Genomic DNA, 22803 nt, shown 5'->3' on the forward strand with positions numbered 1-22803 from the left:
AGGTCAGGTCGGATACAGTGGCTCACCGGCTGAAACACAATAAGCGGGAGAAACGCCATGCCGGCAATCGTGCTCATCGGCGCTCAGTGGGGCGACGAGGGCAAGGGGAAGGCCACCGATCTGCTCGGTGGTCGCGTCCAGTGGGTCGTGCGATACCAGGGCGGCAACAACGCCGGCCATACCGTCGTCCTTCCGACGGGCGAGAACTTCGCGCTGCATCTCATTCCGTCGGGCATCCTCACGCCCGGCGTCACCAATGTGATCGGCAACGGCGTGGTCGTCGACCCCGGCGTGCTGCTCGACGAGCTCAAAGGGCTCGAGGACCGCGGCGTCGACACCGAACGCCTGCTGATCTCCGCCGACGCCCACCTGCTGATGCCGTATCACGTCGCCATGGACAAAGTGGTCGAGCGGTATGCGGGCAGCAAGAAGATCGGCACCACCGGCCGCGGCATCGGGCCCTGTTACCAGGACAAGATCGCCCGCATCGGGATCCGGGTCGCCGATGTGCTCGACGAGGCCGCGTTGGCCCAGAAGATCGAAGCGGCACTGGAATTCAAGAACCAGGTGCTGGTCAAGATCTACAACCGCAAGGCGCTGGTACCCGAAGAGGTGACCGACAGCCTGCTGACGCAGACCGAGGGTTTCCGGCATCGCATCGCCGACGCCCGCAGGCTGCTCAACGTCGCACTCGACAACGGCGAGACTGTGCTGCTCGAAGGATCGCAGGGCACGCTGCTCGACGTGGATCACGGCACGTATCCGTTCGTCACATCGTCGAATCCGACCGCGGGCGGCGCGGCCGTCGGGTCGGGCATCGGGCCGACGCGCATCACCACGGTGCTGGGCATTCTGAAGGCGTACACCACGAGGGTCGGTTCTGGTCCTTTCCCCACCGAGTTGTTCGACGAGATGGGCGAGTACCTGTCCAAGACGGGCGGCGAGTTCGGCGTGACCACCGGCAGGCGACGCCGCTGCGGTTGGTTCGACTCGGTGATCGCACGCTACGCCACCAGGGTCAACGGCATCACCGATTACTTCCTGACCAAGCTCGACGTGTTGTCCAGCCTGGAGACCGTGCCGATCTGCGTCGGGTACACGGTGAACGGCAAGCGCACCGACGACATGCCGATGACGCAGAGCGATATCGGCATCGCCGAACCGATCTACGAAGAGATGCCCGGTTGGTGGGAGGACATCTCCACGGCGCGCGAGTTCGACGACCTGCCCGCGAAGGCCCGCGATTACGTGTTGAGGCTGGAAGAGCTTGCCGGCGCCCATATCTCGTGCATCGGTGTCGGACCCGGGCGTGACCAGACGATCGTGCGTCGCGACATCTTGGCGCCCTCGTGACCGATCCGCGACTGGAAGATCCCGACTACGACAAGCACGGCGGATTCCCGAACTTCGAAGCGGCGCAACCGGGTCCGGGTTTCGGCCGATTCCTCGCGGCGATGCGGCGGACGCAGGACCTCGCAGTGTCGGCCGACCCCGACACCGACAGCTGGAACGAGGCTGCCGACCTCGCGGAGAAACTGGTGAAGCTGCTCGATCCGTTCGAGGCGCCCGAGGGCGTCGGCCCCGCCAACAGGGTGCCGGCCCTTCCGGGTTCGGGCAGCCTGCTGATGCCGCCGTATGCGGTGACGAAGTTCGAATCCGACGGCGTGGAGCTGACCGTGCAGTTCAGCCGGTTTCACGTAGGCGGCAATTACGCGGTACACGGTGGTGTTTTGCCGTTAATGTTCGACTCCATGTTCGGCATGGTGATTCACGCCTCCGGACGGCCGATCAGCCGGACCGGTTTCCTTCATGTCGATTACCGGAAGGTGACGCCGATCGATACCCCGTTGACGATGCGCGGCTGGGTGCGGGACACCGAGGGCCGCAAGGCGTTCGTCAACGCCGAACTGCGTGACCCCGACGACAACCTGCTGGCCGAGGCCAATGGGCTGATGATCCGCCTGCTGGCGGGTCAGCCGTGACGACGCAGCTGCCGCACCCGCTGACCACCCCTCGCGCGGCGGCGCTGGCCGGTGTGTTGTTCGGGCTGTTGTTCGGGAGCGCGCTGATTCTGATCCGGACCGCGCTGCCCGCGGGCGCCGAGGAGGGCGCGCAGTGGCTGGACGCAGGCAGCCAGAAGATGAGGGTGGCGGCCATCTTGATGCCGTTCGCGGGCATCGCGTTTCTGTGGTTCATCGGCGTGGTGCGCGATGGGTTCGGCCGGCTCGAGGACAAGTTCTTCTCGTCGGTGTTCATCGGCGCCGCGCTGATGTTTCTGGCGATGATGTTCACGGCCGCAGCTATCGGTGCCGGATTGGCAGCCAGCAGTAGGGATGTCGTCGACGCGGCCGCGCATGCGGAGGTGGCCACGTTCGGGCAGATGGTGTTGATCGCGTTGACCAAGACCTATGCGCTGCGAATGGGCGCGGTGTTCATGATCTCGCTGGCCACCGTCTGGCTCAAGACCGGGCTCATGCCGCGCTGGTTGGTTCTCGTGACTTATGTTCTGGCCCTTGGCATTCTGCTGGCCACTGATTTCAGCATGTGGATGACCCTGGCCTTTCCGGTGTGGGTGCTGATCGTGAGCCTGCTACTGCTGGTGCGGGCCGGGGTCATCGACCTCGATCGAGATGGCGACAGGTAGTCACTCCTGTGCGATCGTCAGCGCTTGGGACGGGCAGAGCTTGACCGCCTCGCGCGCCTTGTCCTCCTCGCCACTGGGGATTTCGTCGGCGAGCACCACCACGATGCCGTCGTCATCCTGGTCGAAGAGGCTGTCGGCGACCATCACGCAGTTACCCGCCTGGATGCAGACTTCGCGATCGGCGTGCACCTTCACCAGCCCACCTCCAATGACTTCAAGCCGTAGATGAAGTTCCAGCTGCGGAACGCTACATCGGAAAAGTCCTCGGCGAGAGCTAGATTCGGGAACCGCCGCAGCAGTGCGGGGAATGCGATGCGCATCTCCATCCGCGCCAGCGGTGCGCCGAGGCAGTGGTGCACCCCGTGCCCGAAAGCCAGATGGCCCGGCGCGCCGCGGGAGATGTCGAGCACTTCCGGCGAGTCGATGAAGTCGCCGTCGCGGTTACCCGACGGCATCGACGGGAAGACCAGCTTGCCTGCAGGGATCGTCACGCCCGCGATCTCCACATCGGTCGTCGTGATGCGCGGGATCGCGGTCTGCACGATGGACAGCCAGCGCAGCAGTTCCTCGATCGCGGGGCCGATGGCGTCGGGATCGTCGCGCACGGCGGCCAGCTGCTCGGGGTGGCGCAGCAGCGCCAGCGTGCCGAGTCCCAGCATGTTCGACGTGGTCTCGTGGCCCGCGAGCAACAGCAGTCCCGCGACACCGACCAGCTCACCGTCGGTGAGCTCGTCGCCGTGCTCGCGCACCAGCATGCCGAGGATGTCCTCGCCGGGCTGTCGCCGCGCCCGCGCGACCAGCGTCGTCATGTAGGCGCGTGCCTCCCGTTGGAGTTCCAGGCGCTCGGGGATCGGGATGGAGAAATCCAGTTGTCGTGCGCTGCGCCGCTGGAAGTCGCCTCGGTCGTCGTACGGCACCCCGAGAAGTTCGCAGATCACCAGCGAGGGAATGGGCAGCGCGAAGTTCTCCACAAGGTCGACCGGTGGACCGGCTTTCGCCATCGCGTCCAGCTGCGCGTCGACGATCTCGACGATGCGCGGTTCGAGGCGCTTCATCCGCCTGATGGTGAACTCGGGCGTCAGCATGCGCCTCAGCCGCGAATGCTCCGGCGGGTCGAGGCCGAGCAGATTGCCAGCGCGGTTCGACGCTGCTTCTTCTTCGGAGGGCTGTGGGACACCCTGTATCGCGAAGCCGACCGGACGCTCGTTGGAGAACCGCTCGTGGTCGGAGAGAACGGCTTTGATGTCCTCGTGCCGGGTGATCAGGAAGGACTGCATTCCGAAGGCGTTGATGAACTCGCGCACGCCCTCCGTCTTGCGGATCGCGCCGAGTTCCGGCGTCGGACTGAACGAATCGCGCCGCATGTGCAGCGGCGGCAGCTCAGGGGCTTCGGTCATAACCTGACGCTACTCGCGGAACACGAAGTCATCGATCAGCTTGTTCACCAGCGGCGGGTTCTCCAGCCCGGCGAGATGGGCGACACCGTCGAGCACCGCGACCGCGGAATCCGGTATCGCCTCGGCCATTGCGAGGGTTTCCGGCACCGGGAAGGTGGCGTCCTCGGCGCCCGCGACGACCAGTACCGGCGTCGAGATGTTCGCGAAGAGCGAACGCTGATCGGGCCGAGCCGGCACCACGCTGCGCACCGCAAAGGATGCGGACTCGATGTCGACGTCGGCCACGGTGTCGCGGACGAATTCGACGACCTCGTGGCGGGTGGCGAAGGTGGTCGGGCCGAGGAACGCCTTGAGCACGGAGCGGGTCAGCGGCGGCCGGATGCCGCCGAGCAGTGTGGCCATCCGCAGCAGCAACCCGTACTCGAGCTTCTGCCGTGTGCCAGCGGCCGACGCGGTGCAGTTCATCAGCACGGCATGGGAGATCCTGTCGGGGTGAAGCGCGGCGAACGTGCCGCCGATCATGCCTCCCCACGAGTTGCCGACGAAGTGCGTCCGCGGCTCGCCGAGCGCATCGAGGATGTCGACGATGGAACGTGCGCAGTCGGCGAAATCGAACATCGCGGTCAGCTTCTGGCTCCGGCCGTGACCCGGCGGGTCGACCAGGATCACGCGGCAGCGGTCGGCGAAGTGTTCGGCCGCCGCCGCCCACATATCACCGGTCATCAGGAGGCTGGGCCAGAACATCATGGCCTCGCCGCTACCGCGGGTCTGAACGCGCAGTTGCCCCAGCGCGGTGTCGACCATGTGACTTTCCACCGCTCGAACCGTAGTCCGCGTCGCGGAGGGCGGGCCACCAGATCCGCGGCCCGATCAGTGTGAACACCGCGGGGATGATCACGGTGCGCACCAGGAACGTGTCCAACAGGATGCCAAGGCCGACGATGATGCCGATCTGGGTGAGCACGATCAGCGGCAGCACGCCGAGCACGCAGAACACCGCGGCCAGCACGATGCCGGCGCTGGTGATGACCGCGCCCGTCGCCGACACCGCCCGGATGATGCCCTGTCGGGTCCCGTGTCCGGGTGTCTCCTCACGGGCGCGGGTGACGAGGAAGATCGTGTAGTCGACGCCGAGCGCGACCAGGAACAGGAACGCGAACAGCGGCGCGGTGTTGTCGAGTGCGGGGAAGCCGAAGATGTGCACGCTCGCCCAGCCGCCGAGTCCGAGCGCGGCAAGTGCGCTCAGCACCGTGACGGCGACGAGGATCAGCGGGGCGAGTGCCGACCGAAGCAACACGTAGAGCACGACCAGCACCACGACGAGGATGGCCGGGATGATGACAAGCCTGTCCCTGGCAGCCGCCGCGCTCGCGTCGCGCGCCGCAGCGTCTGATCCACCGACCAGCGCGTCGGGATCAGCGGCGTGAACCGAAACCCGGAGTGCATCAATTGTTTTGAACGCGTCGTCGGATGCGGGTTCAGCGCTCAGCACCACCGACCATTGGCTGATGCCGTCCGATGATGCGCCTGCCGGATCAGCCGACACCACCCCGGGTGTCGAGGTGATCGCCGCCTCCACCTTCTGGGTCTTGTCCGTCGAGGCGATGACGCGGGTCGGATCGGTAAGGCCGCTGGGGAAGTGGGCGGCGAGCGTCTCGAATCCGCTCACCGATTCGGCCTGGACGCGGAACTGCTCGGTCTGTGAGAGGCCGACCGGTGTGGTGGTGATTCCGAGGCAGAGCAGCAGCAGTGCAGCGATCGCCACCGCGGTGACCCGGGCGGGTCTGCGCGCCACCGCGTCGGCGATCCGGTGCCAGACACCGCTGTCGGTGAGAGCTTGGGCGCCGACCCGCGGGACGAACGGCCAGAAGAGCCGCCTGCCGAACAACGCGAGCGCGGGCGGCAGGACAAGCAGCACGAACACCGCGGCCACGACCAGGCCCGCCCCGGCCTGCACGCCGAGGCTTCGGGTGCTCGGCGACGAGGCGAGCACCAGGGTCAACAGCGCGAGCACCACGGTGGCATTGCTCGCCAGGATCGCGGGGCCGGCCCGGCGCACAGCCACCTTGAGTGCCTCGCGGTGATTTTCGTTGCGGCCCAGCTCTTCCCGGTACCGCGAGATCAACAGCAGGGCATAGTTCGTACCCGCCCCGAACACCAGCACGCTGGTGATGCCGGAGGTGGAGCCGTCCGGTGTCATCCCGAACCCCTGGGCGACTGCGCTGCCGACGACGGCGGCGACGCGATCGGCGAAGCCGATCACCGCGAGCGGCACGAGCCACAGCACCGGCGAGCGGTAGGTGACGATCAGCAGCAGCGCCACCACGACCGCGGTCACCGCAAGCAGTGTGATGTTGGCACCGGAGAACGAGTCGGCGATGTCGGCGCCGAAGGCGGGGCCGCCGGTGACCTCGACCTTCATTCCGTCTGGCAGACCGTCGCCCGCCGTCGCGCGCAGGTCCTTCACCGCGTCGCCCAGCGCGAAGCCGGACAATCCGGCGTCCAACGGCACGGTCGCCACCGCTGCCTTGCCGTCGTCGGCCGCCACCACGGGCTGTTGTCTGATCGCGCCGAGATCCGCGGGGGACAGGGGGCCTGCGTCGGTGCGGCTGAAGACGAGGATGGCGGGCACCGTGTCACCGCCCGGCAACTGTGCCCGCAGGTCGTTCGCACGCGTCGACTCCGCGCCGGTCGGTACGGGTACCGGCGACTGCTGGCTGGAGTCGTCGCTGCCGATCAATCCGAGCAGCGCTCCGGAAACGATGAGCACGGCCAGTGCCAACAGCCACGAGAAACGCCCGGTCATGACCACTAATATTTCAGGGACTGAATTATTAAGCAAATGAACTTTCTGAGGTTATGCTCGACGGGTGGCTAATGCCGACCGTATCGAGCTGGAGGCGCTGATCGCGACAGATATGCGGGCGTTGACAGCCGAGTCCGATGAGATCGGCAGGCACTTCGCCGGCCGGCATGACGTCACCGCCAACGACTTTCGTGCGCTGCTGCATGTCATGGTCGCCGAAACCGCCGGAGCGCCGCTCACCGCGGGCGAGCTGCGAAGCCGAATGGGGGTGTCGGGTGCGGCCATCACCTACCTGGTCGAGCGGATGATCGCCTCAGGCCACTTCCTGCGGGAGTCGGATCCCTCCGACCGCCGCAAGGTGATCCTCCGCGTCGCCGACGTCGGGCGGACCGTCGCCCGCGACTTCTTCACCCCGCTGGCCGAACACAATCAGCGGGCAATGGCGGAACTGCCGGACACGGACCTCGCCGCGGCCCACCGAACCTTCACCGCGGTCATCACCGCGATGCGGGCATTTCGCGCGCAGCTCGACGAGCCGTGATCTGGGCGACGAGCCGCTCGGCGGCCACCGACGCGCCATCGGTCCGGATCCGGCCCGCCATCGCTTCCGCACGTGCGCGGATGTCGGGCGTCAGCGCTGTCGCCAGCGCGGCCGACAACGAGTCGGCCGTCGGCGTCGGCCCGTCGTGTGCGGCGCCGATGCCGAGATCGGCCACCCGCCTCGCGAAGTAAGGCTGATCAGCGAACTGAGGCACCACCACCTGAGGTACCCCCGCTGCGGTTGCCGTCGTCGTGGTGCCAGCGCCGCCATGATGGACGACGGGGGCGACGCAGCGAAACAGCGCTTGATGATTGACCTCCCCGACGGCGAAGCAGTCGTCACGGTCGTCGATCAGCGCCAAGTCGGCCCAGCCGCGGCCGACGACGACGCGCATACCCTGCGCGCGCACCGCATCGATGGCAACCCGTGCGACGTCGTCCGGCGCGCGCACGCTGCCCATGCTGACGTACGCCGCAGGTGCGCCGGATTCGAGGAACTCCGCCAAGTCCGTTGGCAGAGGCCGACGGTCGGGCAGGATCCATGCGCCGGTCCGCGCCACGGCGAAGTCGGGGGAGCCGGGCCACGGCGCGAGGATGGGATCGGCCGCCAGCCAGGGTCGGGCGGTGAACACGTGGTCGCGCACATTGGCCACCGGCGGCAATCCCAGCGCCGCCCGGTGGGCGTTGAGCGGTTCGCCGTAGAGCGCCTGCACCCGTTCGGCGTCCACCTGCCACATCGTCTGGTTGTCCGCGCCGGGCGGGAACGGCTTGCCGGGCCGCGGCAGCGGCGAATGGTGCGGTGACGGGATGGGACACGGATGCAGTGCGACGAGCACGTACGGGACGTCGAGCACCTCGGCGATCGTCCGCAGCCCGGCAGGCATCAGCCCCGACGCCACCACGGCGTCACACCCCTTCGCGGCTTCGCCCACGATGTCGAACTGCAAGTCCACGAGCCGGGCCGCCGTTCGCGGCGCATCGGCGGGCGTCAGCGGCTTGTCGCCGTGCAGCAGGTTGCGCAGCGAATCCCCCAGTGGGATCAGCGCTACGCCCGCGCGTTCCGCAAGGTCGGCGAAGTCCGGTGGTGCGCAGATGCGCGCCTCGACGCCGAGCTTTTTCAATTCCACCGCGAACGCCGTCATCGGCTCGACGTCTCCGCGTGATCCCCAGGTAGACAACAACACACGAGTCATAGCCGGCGATTCTGGGGCATGACGGGGGTCTTGCCGCAAGACCCCCCATGCGATATACGTTGAAGTGGGAAGGAAACAAGGCTCCCGCCAGTCAGGTCCGGTTGAGCGTCGCTTCCTCGAGATCCAGCCCGTGCAGCACCGACCTCAGCACTTCGTCGTCGATGTGTCCGTTGTCGCGTTCGGCGATGAACGCCGCGCGTTCGGCGGCCAGCATCTCCAACCGCAGCCGCCGGAACGCCGCCGTCGGGCTTTCGCCGATCTCCTCGTCGGTGCGGCCGAGACGCTCCCACGCGGAATTGCGGCGGCGAGTGTTCCACGCCCGCAACACTTCTGCGGCGCGCTCCGCTTCGGTCGTATCGGACTCGGCGAGCAACTCGTCGAGTCGGTCGGCCGCCGCCCTCGCGGCCTTCTCCTGCGCTGCGGCCGTGGCAATTGCGTCGGTGCGAACCTCGTCGCCCTGCACTCCGAGCTTTCTGATCAGCCACGGCAGGGTAAGGCCGTGCAGTAGCAGCGTGCCGATCACCACGACGAACGTGAGGAACACGATGTGGCTGCGACCGGGAAACGGCTCGCCCGACAGCGTCGTCAGCGGCACCGCGAACGCCGCCGCCAACGAGACCACCCCGCGCATCCCCGCCCAGGCCACGACGAAAACCTCGATAGCGTCGGCGCGGTCTCGCGCGCCCTGATTCGCGGCGAGAGCGTCCGCGGCAGATAGGCGAACGCGTACACCCACAGGATGCGCACCCCGATGACCGTCGCCAGCACCGCGAGCGAGTAGGTCAGCATCGTGGTGAACGGCATGCCCCGAATCTCGTCGATGACGCCCGGCAGCTGCAGGCCGATCATCAGGAAGGCGAACGACTCCAGCACGAGCTGGAGCGCCTTCCACACCGCCTGGTCCTGCAGCCGGGTCTCATAGCCGGCGTGGAAGGACTTCTGCCCGAGGATGAGCGCCGCGACCACCACCGCGAGCACCCCCGAGCCGTGGGCTTCCTCCGCGGTGAGATAGATGACGAACGGCGCGACGAGACCGACGGCGCTTTCCACCAGCGGGTCGTTGAGCCGCCACCGGATGAACGCGATGACGAAGCCCATCGCCAGCCCGATCACGACGCCGCCGCCCGCGGCGAGTGCGAATGTCGCGAGACCGCCGCCCCAGGTGGCCGCGGTGCCGATCGCGGCGGCCAGCGCTACTTTGTAAGCGGTCAGCGCCGTCGCGTCGTTGAGCAGGCTTTCGCCGCTGAGCAGCGTCATGATGCGACGCGGGAGGCCGAGTCGCCGGCCCACCGCCGTCGCCGACACCGCGTCGGGAGGCGCCACGATCGCACCCAGAGTGAGCCCGGCGGCGATCGTGAGATCCGGCACCGTCTTGTACGCGACGAAGCCGACCGCGAACGTCGTCGCCAACGGCAGCCCGACGGCCAGCAGCCCGATCGGCCGAAGATTGTTCTTCAGGCCGACGTAGCTGCTCTCAAGGCCGGCCGGCCAGAGCAGGGGCGGCAGCAGGACGTAGAGGACGAGTTCTGGTTCGAGCTGGATGTCGGTGAACCCGGGAATGGTGCTCACCACCAGCCCGGCGAGTACCAGTGCCAGCGGCGCCGACACGTCGTAGCGGCGCGCGAGCGCGGCCAGCAGGACCGAAAGCACCAGCACCGCGAGCAGTGAGCCTTGCACCTCCACCCACCTCCTATCCTTGGTCAGCATGCGCAAGAGTTCACGCGGACGCGATTCCGGGGCGCGCTCAGCGCCGAAGCTGTGCCCGCACCTCTGCGCTGCAACCTCCGAAGCCGCGCCTCTTACTCCCGGAGAATGCCAGGATTGCGCCGACCTGGACGAGCACACGTGGGCGCATCTGCGGATGTGCGTGACGTGCGGTCACGTCGGATGCTGTGACTCGAGCCCGCATCAGCACGCCAGCGAACACTTCCGCGCAACCGGCCATCCCGTCATGCGATCGGTGGAGCCGGGCGAGGATTGGCGATGGTGCTACATCGACGTCCGGCTCGGCTGAACATCTGGCAGTCTTGACGGGCGATGAGCGAAATCACTGAGTCTGAAGAACCCGCGCCCGAGGACACGCCGGCCGAGGACCCGACCGACAGTAAGCCGATCGCGGCGCGTGACGAGCCGAAAGCGGTGATGTTGCTCGGCTCCGGCGAGTTGAGCCGAGAGTTGACCCTGGCGTTTCAGCGGTTGGGTCGCGAGGTCATCGCCGTCGACCGGTACGCGAACGCGCCCGCACAAGGTGTCGCCGATCGCGCGGCCGTCGTGAAGATGAACGACGCCGAGGCGCTGACCGCGATCATCGACCGGGCGAACCCGCTGTACGTGGTGGCCGAATCGGGCGTCATCGCGGTCGACGCACTGGTCGCCGCCGCCGAGCGCGGGCTCGAGGTCTTCCCGACTCCGCGCAGCGTGCGGATGGCGCAGGATCGCGAGGGTATGCGCAGGCTCGCCGCCGACGAACTCGGTCTGCCGACCGCGCCGTTCTGGTTCGCCGGCTCAGTCGACGAACTCAGCGCGGTGGCCGACCACGCGGGCTTCCCGCTGGTGGTGACGCCGGTTGCGGGTGTGCCCGGCGAGGGCAGATCGGTGCTGCTGCGCATCGACGACGTCGACGCCGCCTGGCAGCGCGCGGTGGCGGCGGGCCGGGTGCCGCAGAACCGGGTGCTCGCCGAGACCGTAGTCGAGGTCGACGTCGAGATCACCCTGATCACGGTGCGAACCACTGGGCCGACCGGGCCTGCGCTGCACTTCTGCGAGCCGATCGGCCACCGCGAGGGCGACGGTGACGCGCTCGAGTCGTGGCAGCCGCAGCAGCTGTCCGCGCCCGCGCTCGACGCCGCCAAGTCGATAGCCGCCCGGATCGTCAACGCGTTGGGCGGGCGTGGCGTCTTCGGTGTCGAGCTGCTGGTGCGCGGCGACGAGGTGTACTTCTCCGACGTCCGCATGCGGCCACACGACAGCGGCCTTGTGACCCTTCGGACGCAACGTCTTTCGGAGTTCGAGCTGCACGCGCGGGCGATCCTGGGGCTGCACGTCGACACCATCATGATTTCGCCGGGCGCAGCGGAGGTCACATATGCCGGCGGTGAGTCGGCACCGGTCGACATCGCGCCGGAGAACGTCAACGCGGTGCTCGGGGACGCGCTGGCCGTCGCCGAGAGCGATGCTCGCCTGTTCAACCGGCCCGACGAAACCGAACCCCGCCGCCGTCTCGGACTCGCGTTGGCCACCGCGCCCGACGTGGTGACCGCACGGGACAGGGTGCGCCGGGTCACCGGCGTGCTGCGCAAACTCTGGTAGCCGTGCCGTCAGAAGAGCAGGCCGACGGGGCGCCCGACCGGCCGACGATGGCCCCGTTCCTCGGTGCTCTGGCAATCATTGTGGTCGTCGTGATCGTAATCTGGTTGTTCAGCGTTTTCTCCGACGACCGGATACCGGAGGATCAACGGGTCGGCACGGCCGCCGTCGGCCAGAACGATGCCCTGCAGCGGGAGAATTACGCCGACTTCAGCACCTACACGTGCGTCGCGGAGCGGGGCAAGGAAGCCGACATCCTTGCGCGTCAACGTGATTCGGCAGCCAAGCGCGGTGCGCGCTTCGTCGACGACGTCACCGACGTAAAGATCGAAGGGGACCGCGCGACGGCGACCGTGACCTATCACTTCGACAAGGCGAAGGACGACAAAAAGCCTGTTCCGATGACCTTCGTACGCGAGGACGGAGCATGGAAGGTCTGTTCGACCGGTCCCAGTTAGGTATGGGACACTCGCGACCGTGAGCTACGCGGGAGACATCACGCCTGAAGAGGCTTGGAAGATACTCAACGATGACCCCGAAGCCGTGCTCGTGGACTGCCGCACCGATGCAGAATGGCGCTTCGTCGGTGTACCTGATCTGACGGAGCTCGGCCGCGAGGTGGTCTACGTCGAGTGGAACCGAACCGACGGCAGCCGCAACGAGGGTTTCGTCGACGACCTCGTCGCAGCTGGCGTTGAACCCGACGACCGCCCCGTTGTCTTCCTGTGCCGCTCCGGGAACCGTTCCATCGGGGCCGCGGAGGCCGCGACTGCGGCGGGGATTGCGCCGTCGTACAACGTGTTGGACGGATTCGAAGGCGACCTAGACGACAACAAGCATCGCGGCGGCACCGGCTGGAAGGCCATCGGCCTGCCGTGGAAGCAGTCATGAGTTCACCCGACTCATCCGGCAAGGATGTGCCGTCGGTGCGCATTCCGGCGGAGCTGCCCGAGGGTGTCAGTCAGGCCACCATCGGGGTACGCGGCGGCCTGCTGCGGTCCGGATTCGAGGAGACATCAGAAGCGATCTACCCGACGTCGGGCTATGTGTACTCAAGCGCGGCCGAGGCGGAGAAGGCGTTCACCGGCGAGATCGACCGCTACGTGTACTCGCGCTACGGCAACCCCACGATCTCGATGTTCGAGGAGCGGCTGCGGCTGATCGAGGGTGCACCAGCAGCTTTCGCAACGGCGACAGGGATGGCCGCCGTCTTCACGTCGCTGGGCGCGCTGCTGGCCGCAGGTGACCGGCTGGTCGCGGCGCGCAGCCTGTTCGGCTCCTGTTTCATAGTGTGCAACGAGATTCTTCCGCGGTGGGGCGTCGAGACGGTGTTCGTCGACGGCGACGACCTGTCGCAGTGGGAAGAGGCGCTGTCGAAACCGACCCAGGCGGTGTTCTTCGAGACGCCGTCCAACCCGATGCAGTCGCTGGTCGATATCGCGGCGGTGTCGGAGATGGCCCACGGTGCGGGTGCGAAAGTGGTGCTGGACAACGTGTTCGCCACTCCGATCCTGCAGCAGGGTTTCCCGCTCGGCGTCGACGTGGTGGTGTACTCGGGCACCAAGCACATCGACGGGCAGGGTCGTGTGCTCGGCGGCGCGATTCTCGGCGACAAGACCTACATCGACGAGCCCGTGCAGAAGCTGATGCGGCACACCGGGCCAGCGCTCAGCCCGTTCAACGCGTGGGTGTTGCTGAAGGGCCTGGAAACGCTGGCGGTTCGGGTGCAGCACAGCAACGACTCCGCACAGCGCATCGCGCAGTTCCTCCAGAACCACCCCGCGGTGAGCTGGGTGCGCTATCCGTTCCTCGAGTCGCATCCCCAGTACGACCTCGCCAAGCGGCAGATGACCGGCGGCGGAACGGTTGTCACCTTCGAGCTGAAGGGCGGTACCAAGGAACGCGCCTTCGAGGTGCTCGACAAGCTGAACATCATCGACATCAGCAACAACCTCGGCGATGCGAAGTCACTGATCACCCACCCTGCGACCACGACGCATCGGGCGATGGGTCCAGAGGGTCGCGCGGCGATTGGCCTCGGCGACGGGGTGGTCCGCGTCTCGGTGGGTCTCGAGGGGACCGAGGATCTCATCAACGATCTGGACCGGGCGCTGGGCTAGGTGTCGCGAAAGTCGGATGCGAAGAAGGCCCGCCGTGCCAAGCGGCAGGCCTCACGGGACGCGAACTGGATTCCCGACACCGTGCTCGACGGGATCGTCGACGACGTCGAACTCGTCGAGGGCCTGGAAAATTTCGACACGCGAATCACCGAGCGGGGCTGGGCTTTCGACGACGACCAGTCCGATGACGAGTTCGTCATCTGGTTCTACCCACCATCGGGCGCGGAGGTCGGCGAGGGTCTCGAGCCGGTGACCACGATCTGGATGCACGTGGCGGAGAACGCCGAGTTCGTGCATCTGATCCGGGTGGGGACGGCGGAGGACGAATTGCTGAAGCCCGACGAGTTCTTCGAGCGCATCGACGTGATCGAGGCCTACCGGTCCGGAGATTCGACGACGCCCTGAGCCGCCTGGGCGCGCTGCTCGTAGCCCTGCCGCTTGTCGCGGTCGAAGTCCAAGAACACGCTGTCGAGGCCGAGGCGCTTGTTGAGCCACCGCCGTCCGCGCGGACCGAGCATCTGCGCGGCCTGTGCGGTGAAGCGCAGCGGAGGCGGCACGGAAACATGGGTTTTCGGCTTCTGGAGCGTCTTGACGATGGCGGCCGCGATGTCCTCGGGTTCGACCGGCTTGATGGCGCCGCCGGACGCCGTGCCCGAGATCAACTCGGTGTTGGTGAACGGCGGCATGATGACCGAGACGTCCACCCCGTGCGAGGCGACCTCGTCGGCGAGTGCGGCCGTGAGGCCGACGACACCGAACTTGGCTCCGACGTAGACCACCTGGCCCGGGACCGGAATGAGGCCCGACAGCGACGCGATGTTGATGATGTGGCCGCGGCGCCGGGAGATCATGTCGGGCAACGCCAACTGGCATCCGGTGATGACGCCGTAGAGGTTGACCTCGATGGACGAGCGGATCGACTGTTCGGACTGTTCGAGGAAAGGCCCGATCGGCATCACGCCGGCATTGTTGATCAGCACGTCGATGTGGCCGCCGCCGTCGGTGCGGGCCTTGTCGAGGAAGGTGGCGAACGACTCACGGTCGGTGACGTCGAGCGGGTAGCCCGACACCGGCCCGAGCGTGGTGAGGTCGGCGACCGCTGATTCACCGAAGGCCACATCGCGGTCCCCGATGACCACCCGCGCACCGCGGGCCAGCAGCGCTTTGGCGGTGGCGAACCCGATGCCGCGGGCAGCGCCGGTGATCGCGATGGTCTTACCGGAGATGTTGTCCATGCGACCAAATTTTACAGGTGTCAAGTTTGTGTTGGAAGCGGTGCGCGAATAGTTCGAGGGCGTGCTCGGTTGATCTAGTGGGGTCGCCAGAACATGGACCGAGGAGCCTTCAGATGAACACGATCAAGAGGATCACCGCTGGTGCGCTGCTTGCGGGAATGCTCGGCGCAGGTGTTCTTGCCGGTGCGGGCGCTGCCGCCGCCAAGCCGTGGCAGCCATGGCCGCCGGTTCCCAACCCGCCGGGTCAGGGCTTTGTTCCGCCGCCGGGGCACTTACAGCAAATCCCGTGGGTGCCGCCACCCGGGCACTGGCCGGTCAACCCCGGATGGGTGAATCAGTGGTGAGCTAGACCGTCAGTGGCCGCAGATACTTGCTCCGTGACTGCTCCAGATGCCTCTTCGGGTATCGCTTTGGCTGCCGCGAGCGCCAATTGCCTACGCTTGAACCACAACCAGACCGCCGCACCTATCGCACCTACCGCAAAAAGCACCGCACCCGCCACGGTGGACCAAGCTCGATTCATGATGCTTCGCCTCGCAATGTTGATTTGTTGACCAAACCGTCAAATTCGGAGTACCCGAAGCTCCGTCGGCTGAAAACCTCTCTCCCACGAAGCCGGGGTTGCTGCGGACAATGAGGCGAAGTCCTTGCCCGAATCGGGCCTCCAGGAATGCGCCTTCGCGCAGTGCGTTAGACAGTTGAGTGATGTCCGCCCACGCCGTCGATGGCCTGCGCTTCCAGGCCGTCGCCCAGCATGACCCGCTGGCCGAACCGCTGTTGGCGGAATTGGCGCTGGAGTACGCCAGCCGATATCGCGCGTCGTTGGACTCGGTGTCGAAATGGCTGCGCACCTATCCTGCCCATGAGTTCGCCCCACCGGACGGCGTGCTGCTGATCGGCCTGCGCGGCGACCGACCTGTCACCGGCGGCGCGTTCCGGCGGTTCGACGACGAGACCGCGGAGCTCAAGCGCATCTGGACCGACAGCCGCTACCGCAGGCGCGGGTTCGCAAAGGCTCTGCTGGTCGAACTCGAATCCGCGATCGCCGCCCGCGGCTACCGGCGCATCTATCTGACCACCGGCGACAAGCAACCGGAGGCCGAAGAGCTCTACCTGTCCACGGGATACGTGCGTCTCGACGAGCCGCTGCCCGCCGAGGGCGACGAGAACTATCCCGTCGCATTCGCCAAGACGCTCGCCTAGCGACCCCGCCACTCGGGCCTGCGTTTCTCCGCCCACGCCCGAATCCCCTCTGCCGCATCCTCGGTCGCCCCAGCGACCTTGCGCATCGTCTCGCCGAACCGCACCGACTCGATCCATCCCATGTCCGCGGTGCGCCACGCCACCTCCTTGGTCGCCCGCTGCGCGAGCGGCGCCGCCGCAGTCAACGTGCGTGCCCAGGTGCGAGCCTCTGCCTGTAAGTCCTCTGGCTTGACCAGTTTCCACACCAGGCCGACCTCCTTTGCGCGCTCGGCGCTCATCGGCTTGCCTGTGAGAAGCAGCTCCATTGCGTTGGCCCAACCCACACGCCCCGGAAGGCGAATCGCCCCAACTATCGTCGGCACTCCGATAGTCACCTCCGGCACGGAGAACATGGCGTCGGTGCTGGCGATCACGAAATCGCAGAACAACACTCCCGTCAGCCCGTAGCCGACACACGGACCATTGACCGCGGCAATGGTCGGTTTGAAGAGCTCCATCCCGCTTTCGAAGGAATTGATCGTGGGCTTCTCCCAGAATGTGCCCGCGAACGTGCCGACAGAGCCCTTGCCGTCCTTGAGATCGCCGCCGGCGCAGAACACATCGCCATTGGCGGTCAGAATTCCCACCCAGGCGTCCTCGTCGCCGCGAAATCGCTCCCACGCCGCATTGAGGTCGTCCCGCAGTGCCCCGTTGATGGCGTTGCGGGCCTCCGGACGATTGAGGGTGATGGTAGCGATGTGGTCTTGCAGCTCATAGGTGACCAGGCTCATGGTTGCACCCTAGTTCTGGTCGTGCGGGCGTATAGGCTGAGTGAGGCTGTCGCACAGGGCGGCGGGGGTGTGGTGGGGTGCAGATTTCGCAGACGACCGTGGGGTGGCTGCTCTTTGCCGCCGCCGCGCTGACGCTTGTCGCCGGTCTCGCCCTGCGGTCGTTTCTCGGCAGGCGGCGAGAAGCACCCGACGACGGGGACCTCGATGACAAGATCCTGATGCCGACGTTCGTGCTGTGTTGCGGTCTCTGCCTGACCGCGATCTTTCTGCTCGGCTACGAAGCGCTCGCCTAGCGGGGCGTCGCCCTCTCGCACGCTTCGCGGATCGGGCCCCGCCACACCTGGCCGTGCCCGGGCACCAGCACATCGGTCTCCAGCAACGCCAACGCGGCCAAGCTGCGCACACAGCCGTTCTGATCGTGGTTGAAAACCTTGTGCAGCAGTTGAGGGCCGGTGCTGGCGGCGACCGGATGTCCCGTCACCAGGGCGTCACCGCTGACCAGCACACCGTCGACGACGAACGAGCAGTGCCCGCCGGTGTGGCCGGGGCTCGGGATGGCCATCGGAGCGCCCGGCAGAACGGCGGCGACGTCCCCGGTCAGCGCCTGTGTGGTCGGGATGCCGTCGTGGGTGAACGCGCCCTTGCGGCTGATCGCCACCGACCATCTCAGCCAGCGCGGCTGCCAGACGTGGGCGGCGACATCCACCGGCGAGGCCTGCTCCAGATACTCGCGCTTGCTGTGGCCGACCTCGTCGGCGTGGCAATACACCGGTGTGCCACGGGTTTTGGCGAACCAGATCGCCGAACCGAAGTGGTCGATGTGGGCGTGTGTCAACAGGATGGCGCGCAACTCGTCGACCCCGAATCCCAGCTGGCGTATCGAAGCCACCACGTCGTCACGGTCGCCGGGGAAGCCTGCGTCGATCAGGATGACGCCTTTGTCGTCGGCGACCAGGGTCCAGTTGACCAATTCGGTGTGCGCGAAATGGACGCTGTCGCTGATGGCCGTGAGAACCGCTGCCATGAGGCGAGTGTAGGTAGTGGAGTAGAAACGAACATGTGCCTGAACTCAAACTTGGATACAAGGCGTCGGCGGAGCAGTTCGCGCCCCGTGAGCTCGTCGAGCTGGCCGTTGCGGCAGAAGCGCATGGGATGGACAGTGCCACGGTCAGCGACCACTTCCAGCCGTGGCGCCACAAGGGCGGCCACGCGCCGTTCTCCCTGGCGTGGATGACTGCGGTCGGTGAACGCACCGAGCGTCTGGTGCTGGGCACCTCGGTGCTGACGCCGACGTTCCGCTACAACCCGGCCGTCATCGCGCAGGCCTTTGCGACCATGGGTTGTCTCTACCCGGACCGGATCTTCCTCGGTGTCGGGACCGGTGAGGCGCTCAACGAGATTGCGACCGGCTACGAGGGCGACTGGCCGGAGTTCAAGGAGCGCTTCGCTCGGCTGCGCGAGTCGGTCAAATTGATGCGCGAGCTGTGGCTCGGCGATCGCGTCGACTTCGAGGGCGAGTACTACCACACCAAAGGCGCGTCGATCTACGACGTTCCCGAGGGCGGCATCCCCGTCTACATCGCCGCGGGCGGGCCGGTGGTCGCCAAGTACGCGGGCCGCGCGGGGGACGGCTTCATCTGCACCTCTGGTAAGGGTGAGGAGCTGTACAAGGACAAGCTCATCCCCGCCGTCAAAGAGGGCGCCGAGGCCGCCGACCGCAACCCCGAGGACATCGACCGGATGATCGAGATCAAGATCTCCTACGACCCGGACCCGAAGCTGGCGCTGGAGAACACCCGGTTCTGGGCGCCGCTGTCGCTGACCGCCGAACAGAAGCACAGCATCAACGACCCGATGGAGATGGAGAAGGCGGCCGACGAGCTGCCCATCGAACAGGTCGCAAAGCGCTGGATCGTGGCGTCCGACCCCGACGAGGCCGTCGAGAAGGTGGGCAAGTACGTGAAATGGGGACTCAACCACCTGGTTTTCCACGACCCCCGCAACGACCAGCGTCGGTTTCTCGAACTCTTCCAGAAGGATCTGGAGCCCCGGCTGCGCCGCCTCGGCTGATGACCACCGGCATTTACGTGGCTTCGCCCGAGGGCGACACCGGCAAGTCGACGATCGCCCTCGGAATAATGCACCGGCTGGCGGCCACGGTCGCCAAGGTCGGGGTGTTCCGCCCGATCACCCGGCTGGGTGAAGACCGCGACTACATCCTGGATCTGCTGTTGGCCCACACCACCGCCGGTCTGACCTACGAGCAGTGCGTCGGCGTGAGTTATCAGCAGCTGCACGATGATCCGGACGCAGCCATCGCCGACATCGTCGACCGCTATCACGAGGTCGCCGACCAATGTGACGCCGTGGTGATTGTCGGCAGTGACTACACCGACGTGACCACCCCGAGCGAACTCGACACCAACGCCCGTATCGCGGCGAACCTCGGCGCGCCGGTGGTGCTCGCGGTCAAGGCCAAGGACCGCACACCAACGGAGGTCGCCCTGGTAGTCGAGCTGTGCCTGATCGAGATCTCGGGCCAGCACGCCCACACCGCCGCCGTGGTGGCCAACCGGTGCGACCCGGCGCAGATGGGCGCGGTCAGCGACGCGCTCAAGGACTTCGAGCCGAAGTCATACGTGCTACCCGAGGAACCGCTGCTGGTCGCCCCCGCGGTCGGTGATCTCGAACGCGCCGTCGACGGGTTACTGGTCAGCGGTGACCGGGAACTGCTCAAGCGCGAAGTGCTGGACGTGCTGGTGGCAGGCATGACCGCCGAGCACGTGCTGGAGAGGCTCACCGAGGGCGTCGCGGTGATCACCCCTGGCGACCGCTCCGACGTGGTGCTCGCGGTCGTCAGTGCCCATGCGGCCGAGGGCTTCCCGTCGCTGTCGTGCATCATCCTCAACGGCGGTCTCGAACTGCACCCGTCGGTGAACAAGCTGGTCGGCGGACTGAACCAGCGGCTGCCGATCATCGCGACGACGTACGGCACGTTCGAGACGGCGAGCAGGGTCGCCGGCACAAGGGGCCGGGTGACGGCGTCGTCACAGCGCAAGATCGACACCGCGATCGAGCTGATGGAAGCCCACGTCGACACCGCAGATCTGCTCACCCAGCTTGCGATTCCGATCCCGACGGTCGTCACGCCGCAGATGTTCACCTACCAGCTGCTCGAACGGGCACGGGCCGACCGCCAGCGCATCGTGCTCCCGGAGGGGGAGGACGACCGGATCCTCAAGGCGGCGGGCCGGCTCATCCAGCGCAACGTCGCAGAGCTGACGATCCTCGGCGATGAGCAGCAGATCCGTGCGCGCTCAGCGGAACTCGGTGTCGACCTGTCCGAGGCCACGGTGCTCAACCCCCGCACCAGCGAGCTGTGCGATCAGTTCGCCGAGCAGTACGCCGAGCTGCGCAAGCGCAAGGGTGTCACCGTCGAGCAGGCGCGTGAAACCATCCACGACGTCTCCTACTTCGGCACCATGCTGGTGTACAACGACATGGTCGACGGCATGGTGTCCGGGGCGATGCACACGACGGCACACACCGTGCGACCCGCTTTCGAGATCATCAAGACGCTGCCGGGCATCACCACCGTCTCCAGCATCTTCCTGATGTGCCTTTCGGACAGGGTGCTCGCCTACGGTGACTGCGCGATCGTGCCCGACCCCACTGCGGAGCAGCTCGCCGACATCGCGATCTCGTCGGCGCGCACGGCGGCCCAGTTCAACATCGAGCCGCGGGTGGCGATGCTGTCGTACTCGACGGGAACCTCGGGAACCGGCGCAGACGTCGACAAGGTCAGGGCGGCAACCGAATTGGTCCGCGAGAGAGAACCCGATCTACTTGTCGACGGGCCCATCCAGTACGACGCGGCCGTCGATCCGACCACCGCGGCGAGCAAGATGCCCGATTCGGAGGTGGCGGGCAGGGCGACGGTGCTGATCTTTCCCGACCTCAACACCGGCAACAACACCTACAAAGCCGTGCAGCGCAGTGCGGGCGCCATCGCCATCGGGCCGGTGCTGCAGGGGCTGAAGAAACCGGTCAACGACCTGTCGCGAGGCGCGTTGATCCAGGACATCGTCAACACCGTGGCCATCACCGCGATCCAGGCGCAGACGCAATGACCGTCCTCGTGCTCAATTCTGGCTCGTCGTCGGTGAAGTACGCCGTGGTCGACCCGGATTCGGGCGAGATGCTCACCGACGGCATCGTCGAGCGGATCGGTGAGGGCGAGGTGCCCGATCATGCCGCGGCGATGCAGGTGGTGTTCGACGAGTTGTCGGACCACATGGCAGGCATCACCGCTGTCGGCCATCGGGTTGTGCACGGTGGACCGGACCTGTACCAGCCGACGCTGGTCGACGACGCGATCGTCGCCGAGCTGGAGGAGCTCGCGCCGCTGGCCCCTCTGCACAACCCGCCCGCCGTGCTCGGCATCCGGGTCGCCAGGGATGCGCTGGGAGGCCTGCCGCACATCGCCGTCTTCGACACGGCGTTCTTCCACGACCTTCCGGCCGCCGCCGCGACATATGCGATCGACCGGGAAGTCGCGCGCCAGTGGCGGATTCGGCGGTACGGCTTCCACGGCACCTCGCATCAGTACGTCAGCGAACAGGCGGCGCAGTTCCTCGGCACACCCGTCGAGTCGCTGAACCAGATCGTGTTGCACCTCGGCAACGGCGCATCGGCGTCGGCGATCGCCGCGGGCAAGCCGGTCGACACCTCGATGGGCCTCACGCCGATGGAGGGCCTGGTGATGGGCACCAGGTCCGGCGACGTCGATCCCGGCATCCTCACCTATCTGGCACGTACCGCGGGGATGAGCGTCGAGGACATCGAGACGATGCTGAACAAGCGGTCCGGTGTGCTCGGCCTCGGCGGATCGATCGACTTCAGGAAGCTGCGCAAGAGCATCGAGTCCGGTGACACGGCAGCGCAACTGGCCTACGCCGTCTACATTCACCGGCTACGCCGCTACATCGGCGCATACCTGGCGGTGCTCGGCAACACCGACGTCATCACCTTCACCGCGGGAGTTGGTGAGAACGACGCGGCCGTGCGGCGGGATGCGCTTGCGGGCCTGAGCGGGCTCGGTATCGAGATCGACGCGGGCCGCAATGAGAACGGCGAAAACTCCGCACGCCGGATATCCACCGACAAGTCGACGGTGACGGTGCTGGTGATCCCGACGGACGAGGAGCTGGCCATCGCGCGGGCCTGCGTGAGCGTCGTCCAGGACTGACACTGGTTCGAAATCCGTCGTTCGGCGGCAGCCGAACTATGGGGATTTTCGCTTATTGGCCACGGGTTGGGCATCGGTGCCCTTGGTGAGCCGGAGTGCGAGCAAGATGTCGAAGAACGTGATGAACAAACCCCACCAATACATCCACTTCAGCGACGGATCTGGGTCCGATACGAAGTATCCGATGAGGAAGATCGGCCCGACGATGCCGAAGACGAACATCATTCCCTGAAAAACCAGATAACGCTTGAACGTCTCCACGCGGCGAGTGTAGAAGGTGCTGGTGTGCCGCGAAATAGCATTCCTGGTTGTGATTTCGCGGTAATCACGACCACCCCTGC

General features: G+C 66.6%; 25 protein-coding genes and 1 pseudogene. 16 read left to right on the plus strand and 10 right to left on the minus strand.

The features are described 5' to 3' along the window. Positions 1 to 57 precede the first annotated feature (57 nt). Genes C6A82_RS02115 through C6A82_RS02125 form a run of 3 tightly spaced genes read left to right on the plus strand, consistent with a single transcriptional unit; the run spans position 58 to position 2644 of the window. Positions 58 to 1353 (plus strand): adenylosuccinate synthase, encoded by a 1296-nt coding sequence (locus C6A82_RS02115; RefSeq protein ID WP_105348716.1) that lies wholly within the window; start codon positions 58 to 60, stop codon positions 1351 to 1353. After that, the gene (locus tag C6A82_RS02120) at positions 1350 to 1982 is read left to right on the plus strand and encodes a PaaI family thioesterase (RefSeq protein ID WP_105348714.1); all 633 of its coding nucleotides are present in this window, start codon (positions 1350 to 1352) and stop codon (positions 1980 to 1982) included. Before C6A82_RS02115 ends, C6A82_RS02120 begins: the two co-directional genes overlap by 4 nt. Next, entirely contained in the window at positions 1979 to 2644 is a 666-nt protein-coding gene (locus tag C6A82_RS02125; RefSeq protein WP_233217148.1) for a hypothetical protein, read from the plus strand. Before C6A82_RS02120 ends, C6A82_RS02125 begins: the two co-directional genes overlap by 4 nt. Here C6A82_RS02125 and C6A82_RS02130 read toward each other — a convergent pair whose 3' ends face one another. From C6A82_RS02130 to C6A82_RS02145, 4 genes are read right to left on the minus strand one after another with little or no spacing between them, the layout of a single operon-like run. Continuing rightward, positions 2645 to 2839, minus strand: coding sequence for a ferredoxin (locus tag C6A82_RS02130; protein WP_105348713.1), 195 nt, complete (start codon positions 2837 to 2839; stop codon positions 2645 to 2647). After that, a complete protein-coding gene (locus C6A82_RS02135; protein ID WP_105348711.1) occupies positions 2836 to 4041 on the minus strand; it encodes a cytochrome P450 in 1206 nt (401 codons plus the stop codon). The genes C6A82_RS02130 and C6A82_RS02135 overlap by 4 nt, the downstream gene beginning before the upstream one ends. A gap of 9 nt (positions 4042 to 4050) precedes the next feature. Next, a complete protein-coding gene (locus tag C6A82_RS02140; RefSeq protein ID WP_105348709.1) occupies positions 4051 to 4845 on the minus strand; it encodes an alpha/beta fold hydrolase in 795 nt (264 codons plus the stop codon). Next, entirely contained in the window at positions 4799 to 6847 is a 2049-nt protein-coding gene (locus C6A82_RS02145) for an MMPL family transporter (protein WP_105348707.1), read from the minus strand. The genes C6A82_RS02140 and C6A82_RS02145 overlap by 47 nt, the downstream gene beginning before the upstream one ends. A gap of 64 nt (positions 6848 to 6911) precedes the next feature. Between C6A82_RS02145 and C6A82_RS02150 the strand changes: the two genes are divergently transcribed. After that, on the plus strand, positions 6912 to 7388 hold the full coding sequence (locus C6A82_RS02150) for a MarR family winged helix-turn-helix transcriptional regulator (RefSeq protein WP_105348706.1): 477 nt from the start codon (positions 6912 to 6914) through the stop codon (positions 7386 to 7388). On the opposite strand, the gene C6A82_RS02155 is transcribed toward C6A82_RS02150, so the two are convergent. Both C6A82_RS02155 and C6A82_RS02160 read right to left on the minus strand, forming a co-directional pair. Beyond that, positions 7345 to 8580 (minus strand): glycosyltransferase, encoded by a 1236-nt coding sequence (locus tag C6A82_RS02155; RefSeq protein WP_105348704.1) that lies wholly within the window; start codon positions 8578 to 8580, stop codon positions 7345 to 7347. The genes C6A82_RS02150 and C6A82_RS02155 overlap by 44 nt on opposite strands. Before the next feature lie 91 nt (positions 8581 to 8671). Then, a pseudogene (locus C6A82_RS02160) lies at positions 8672 to 10257 on the minus strand (Na+/H+ antiporter). Positions 10258 to 10285: 28 nt separating this feature from the next. On the opposite strand from C6A82_RS02160, the gene C6A82_RS02165 reads away from it, so the two are divergent. Genes C6A82_RS02165 through C6A82_RS02190 form a run of 6 tightly spaced genes read left to right on the plus strand, consistent with a single transcriptional unit; the run spans position 10286 to position 14411 of the window. Further along, positions 10286 to 10594 (plus strand): UBP-type zinc finger domain-containing protein, encoded by a 309-nt coding sequence (locus C6A82_RS02165; RefSeq protein WP_105348702.1) that lies wholly within the window; start codon positions 10286 to 10288, stop codon positions 10592 to 10594. A 23-nt stretch (positions 10595 to 10617) separates the two neighbouring features. After that, positions 10618 to 11889, plus strand: coding sequence for a formate-dependent phosphoribosylglycinamide formyltransferase (gene purT, locus C6A82_RS02170; RefSeq protein WP_105348700.1), 1272 nt, complete (start codon positions 10618 to 10620; stop codon positions 11887 to 11889). Between the two features lie 47 nt (positions 11890 to 11936). Next, positions 11937 to 12344: a lumazine-binding protein gene (locus C6A82_RS02175; protein ID WP_105348728.1), complete on the plus strand. Its 408-nt coding sequence runs from the start codon at positions 11937 to 11939 to the stop codon at positions 12342 to 12344. Between the two features lie 19 nt (positions 12345 to 12363). Continuing rightward, positions 12364 to 12777: a rhodanese-like domain-containing protein gene (locus tag C6A82_RS02180; RefSeq protein ID WP_105348699.1), complete on the plus strand. Its 414-nt coding sequence runs from the start codon at positions 12364 to 12366 to the stop codon at positions 12775 to 12777. Then, complete coding sequence (locus C6A82_RS02185) at positions 12774 to 14006, plus strand: O-succinylhomoserine sulfhydrylase (RefSeq protein WP_105348697.1); 1233 nt, start codon at positions 12774 to 12776, stop codon at positions 14004 to 14006. The genes C6A82_RS02180 and C6A82_RS02185 overlap by 4 nt, the downstream gene beginning before the upstream one ends. Beyond that, a complete protein-coding gene (locus C6A82_RS02190) occupies positions 14007 to 14411 on the plus strand; it encodes a hypothetical protein (protein ID WP_105348696.1) in 405 nt (134 codons plus the stop codon). On the opposite strand, the gene C6A82_RS02195 is transcribed toward C6A82_RS02190, so the two are convergent. Continuing rightward, on the minus strand, positions 14381 to 15241 hold the full coding sequence (locus tag C6A82_RS02195) for an SDR family oxidoreductase (protein WP_105348694.1): 861 nt from the start codon (positions 15239 to 15241) through the stop codon (positions 14381 to 14383). The two genes, C6A82_RS02190 and C6A82_RS02195, sit on opposite strands and share 31 nt — an antisense overlap. 113 nt (positions 15242 to 15354) lie before the next feature. Between C6A82_RS02195 and C6A82_RS02200 the strand changes: the two genes are divergently transcribed. Both C6A82_RS02200 and C6A82_RS02205 read left to right on the plus strand, forming a co-directional pair. Continuing rightward, positions 15355 to 15585, plus strand: a complete 231-nt coding sequence (locus tag C6A82_RS02200; RefSeq protein ID WP_105348693.1) for a hypothetical protein — start codon at positions 15355 to 15357, stop codon at positions 15583 to 15585. 361 nt (positions 15586 to 15946) lie between these two features. After that, the gene (locus tag C6A82_RS02205; RefSeq protein WP_105348691.1) at positions 15947 to 16444 is read left to right on the plus strand and encodes a GNAT family N-acetyltransferase; all 498 of its coding nucleotides are present in this window, start codon (positions 15947 to 15949) and stop codon (positions 16442 to 16444) included. Here C6A82_RS02205 and C6A82_RS02210 read toward each other — a convergent pair. Continuing rightward, complete coding sequence (locus tag C6A82_RS02210) at positions 16441 to 17214, minus strand: enoyl-CoA hydratase/isomerase family protein (protein ID WP_105348690.1); 774 nt, start codon at positions 17212 to 17214, stop codon at positions 16441 to 16443. The genes C6A82_RS02205 and C6A82_RS02210 overlap by 4 nt on opposite strands. A 77-nt stretch (positions 17215 to 17291) precedes the next feature. On the opposite strand from C6A82_RS02210, the gene C6A82_RS02215 reads away from it, so the two are divergent. Continuing rightward, positions 17292 to 17507 carry a hypothetical protein gene (locus C6A82_RS02215; RefSeq protein ID WP_105348688.1) on the plus strand — a complete coding sequence of 72 codons (216 nt, stop codon included), beginning with the start codon at positions 17292 to 17294 and terminating at the stop codon, positions 17505 to 17507. On the opposite strand, the gene C6A82_RS02220 is transcribed toward C6A82_RS02215, so the two are convergent. Beyond that, positions 17504 to 18238 (minus strand): MBL fold metallo-hydrolase, encoded by a 735-nt coding sequence (locus C6A82_RS02220; RefSeq protein ID WP_105348686.1) that lies wholly within the window; start codon positions 18236 to 18238, stop codon positions 17504 to 17506. The genes C6A82_RS02215 and C6A82_RS02220 overlap by 4 nt on opposite strands. A 35-nt stretch (positions 18239 to 18273) precedes the next feature. On the opposite strand from C6A82_RS02220, the gene fgd reads away from it, so the two are divergent. Genes fgd through C6A82_RS02235 form a run of 3 tightly spaced genes read left to right on the plus strand, consistent with a single transcriptional unit; the run spans position 18274 to position 22462 of the window. Further along, on the plus strand, positions 18274 to 19284 hold the full coding sequence (gene fgd / locus C6A82_RS02225; RefSeq protein ID WP_105348685.1) for a glucose-6-phosphate dehydrogenase (coenzyme-F420): 1011 nt from the start codon (positions 18274 to 18276) through the stop codon (positions 19282 to 19284). Then, the gene (pta, locus tag C6A82_RS02230) at positions 19284 to 21344 is read left to right on the plus strand and encodes a phosphate acetyltransferase (protein WP_105348683.1); all 2061 of its coding nucleotides are present in this window, start codon (positions 19284 to 19286) and stop codon (positions 21342 to 21344) included. Before fgd ends, pta begins: the two co-directional genes overlap by 1 nt. After that, positions 21341 to 22462: an acetate kinase gene (locus tag C6A82_RS02235; RefSeq protein ID WP_105348681.1), complete on the plus strand. Its 1122-nt coding sequence runs from the start codon at positions 21341 to 21343 to the stop codon at positions 22460 to 22462. The genes pta and C6A82_RS02235 overlap by 4 nt, the downstream gene beginning before the upstream one ends. A 36-nt stretch (positions 22463 to 22498) precedes the next feature. On the opposite strand, the gene C6A82_RS02240 is transcribed toward C6A82_RS02235, so the two are convergent. After that, positions 22499 to 22723, minus strand: coding sequence for a hypothetical protein (locus C6A82_RS02240; protein ID WP_105348679.1), 225 nt, complete (start codon positions 22721 to 22723; stop codon positions 22499 to 22501). Positions 22724 to 22803 lie beyond the last annotated feature (80 nt).

The organism is Mycobacterium sp. ITM-2016-00318, assembly GCF_002968285.2.
GTDB lineage: Bacteria > Actinomycetota > Actinomycetes > Mycobacteriales > Mycobacteriaceae > Mycobacterium.